This window comes from Cellulomonas sp. 73-92 (genome assembly GCF_001898175.1).
GTDB lineage: Bacteria > Actinomycetota > Actinomycetes > Actinomycetales > Cellulomonadaceae > Cellulomonas.
Genome location: NZ_MKTH01000027.1, coordinates 1 through 2033, shown reverse-complemented (window position 1 = coordinate 2033; position 2033 = coordinate 1). Strand labels below are relative to the sequence as shown.

Sequence of the window (2033 nt, the reverse complement as noted above, 5' to 3'; positions counted from 1 at the left end):
CCCAGGGGGCGGTGTCCGCCGCGGGCCGTGCCGGCGCGCTGGGGACGATCGCCGCCACGAGCTTCTACCCCGGAAAGAACCTGGGCGCCGCGGGCGACGCGGGTGCCGTGATGACCGATGACGCCGCCCTCGCCGACGTCGTCCGCAACCTCGGGGCGCACGGCAGCTCGGTCAAGTACGTCCACGATCGCGTCGGACGCAACTCCCGCATGGACGCGGTCCAGTCGGTCGCGCTGTCGGCGAAGCTGCGCCGGCTGGACGACTGGAACGCCGCGCGAGCCGCGGCAGCCGACCGCTACGCCGACCTCCTCGCCGCATCCCCCGGCGTCCGCCTCCCCGGCACCCGTAGCGGCAACCGCGACGTCTGGCACCTGTACGTCGTGCGCGTCGAGGAGCGCGACCGCGTGCTGGCCGATCTCGCCGCCGCCGGTGTCGGGGCGGCGATCCACTATCCGACTCCGCTGCACCTGACCGACGCCTACGCCGGGCTCGGCTACCGCCGCGGCCAGTTCCCGGTCGCCGAGCGCGCGGCCGCGCGCATCCTCTCGCTCCCGATGTTCCCGCACCTCACCCGGGCGCAGCAGGAGCGCGTGGCATCGGTCCTCACCGCGGCGACGAGCAGGTCACGCTCGCACGGCTGAACGGCGACTCATCGCGACATGAGCACGGACGCCGCTATGAACCGGGGCGGTGCATCCGCCGCGAAGAAGGCGCCGATGCGCGACGGCAGGACGGTCGACGGCGTCCCGAAGCGGCTGCGCGCGATGACCCGTGCGTGCAGCTCGGCCGGCGGCACCCCTTCGGCGAGCGCGCGCAGGGCGCGCACGTCCGCGATGGACAGGTGGCCCCGGAAGCCGGGCGCGGCCTCGTCCAGCCGCGCGACGAGTGCGGCGAGGTCGACCCGGACGGCCTCCGTCCAGTCGTCCGCGTCGAGCCGGCGCCGGACGAAGGCGAGAAGGTGGATGCGCACGTACTTGACGGCGACCGCCCGCCGGTCGTCGAGCGGGAACTGCGCGAACCACGATTCGCGGAGCATCCGGAGCAGGGCGTCGAACTCGGCGTCCACCGGTCGACGTGCCTGGGTGGTGCGATCGGCTGCGTCGTCACCCAGGATGTACGCCGGGCGGCCCCACGCATAGCCGATCGCGGCGCCGGACAGAGCGAGGCGGATGCTGAACTCCTGGTCCTCGCCTGTGGGCACTCCCGCGGTCAGACGCAGACCTGCCCGGCGGACGAGGGCCGTGCTGATCAAGCCGATCGGCGAGGTGCGGTAGACGAGGCGGTCCTTCAGGGGATCGAGGGGTGAGACCCGGCGGAATCGCACCACGGGGTTCCGGATGACGGCGCGGGAGGGATGCCGCTGCACCGGGATGACCACGTCCAGTCCGCGCTGGGCGGCCAGCTCGGCCCACGCTCCCAGGGCGCCCGGCTCGAGGTAGTCGTCGGAGCCCATGATCGACACGAACCGCGCGTCGGCGGCCTCGATCCCGTGGGTGAACGGGCCGGCGGGGCTGTGGATGCCATCTTTCAGCTCGAGGAGCCGCACACGGCCGGCGAGCTCCGGTCCGAGCGCTGCCGCGATCTGCTCCCGGTCGATGTTGTGGCAGACCACCGTGACGCGCAGCCGCTCGCTGTCGAGCCCGGCGGCGAGCACGGACGCCACGGCGCGGGCGATCGGTCGCCGGGCATCATGTACGGCGATGACGAAATCGACGAGATACGGCATCCGCTCATCTCCCGTCGGTCAGGCGCCCGCGCGGGAGAGCAGCGCGCGCACGACGCGGTCGGCGGCATGCCCGTCGCCGTAGGGCGCGGCATCCGTGTCCGCCGGCCGTGGGCGGCCGACCGCCGCAGCGATCTCGTCGGCGGTGTTCGCGAGGACGTTCCAGCCGAGGGCGATCGTCTCGACCCACTCGGTCTCGGTGCGCACCGTCGTGGCGGGCACGCGGAGCAGGAACGCCTCCTTCTGGAGACCCCCGGAGTCGGTGACGACGGCCCGGCTCGCGAGGACCGCCGCGATCAGGTCGGGGTAG

The 2033-nt window shown here is 73.5% G+C and carries 3 protein-coding genes; 1 reads left to right on the top strand and 2 read right to left on the bottom strand.

Features of this window, described 5'->3' with window-relative positions:
* The coding region (locus BGO37_RS17280) for a DegT/DnrJ/EryC1/StrS aminotransferase family protein (protein WP_291757002.1) at nucleotides 1-641 on the top strand (641 nt) is incomplete at its 5' end.
* Between the two features lie 8 nt (nucleotides 642-649).
* On the opposite strand, the gene BGO37_RS17275 is transcribed toward BGO37_RS17280, so the two are convergent.
* Nucleotides 650-1726: a glycosyltransferase gene (locus BGO37_RS17275; RefSeq protein WP_291757000.1), complete on the bottom strand. Its 1077-nt coding sequence runs from the start codon at nucleotides 1724-1726 to the stop codon at nucleotides 650-652.
* Between the two features lie 18 nt (nucleotides 1727-1744).
* A partial coding sequence (locus BGO37_RS17270; protein ID WP_291756997.1) for a UDP-N-acetylglucosamine 2-epimerase occupies nucleotides 1745-2033 on the bottom strand: 289 nt, incomplete at its 5' end.

Bases quoted from the DNA above. Each gene is read 5' to 3' on its own strand.
- BGO37_RS17275 (WP_291757000.1), bottom strand. From the start codon at position 1,726: ATGCCGTATCTCGTCGATTTCGTCATCGCCGTACATGATGCCCGGCGA.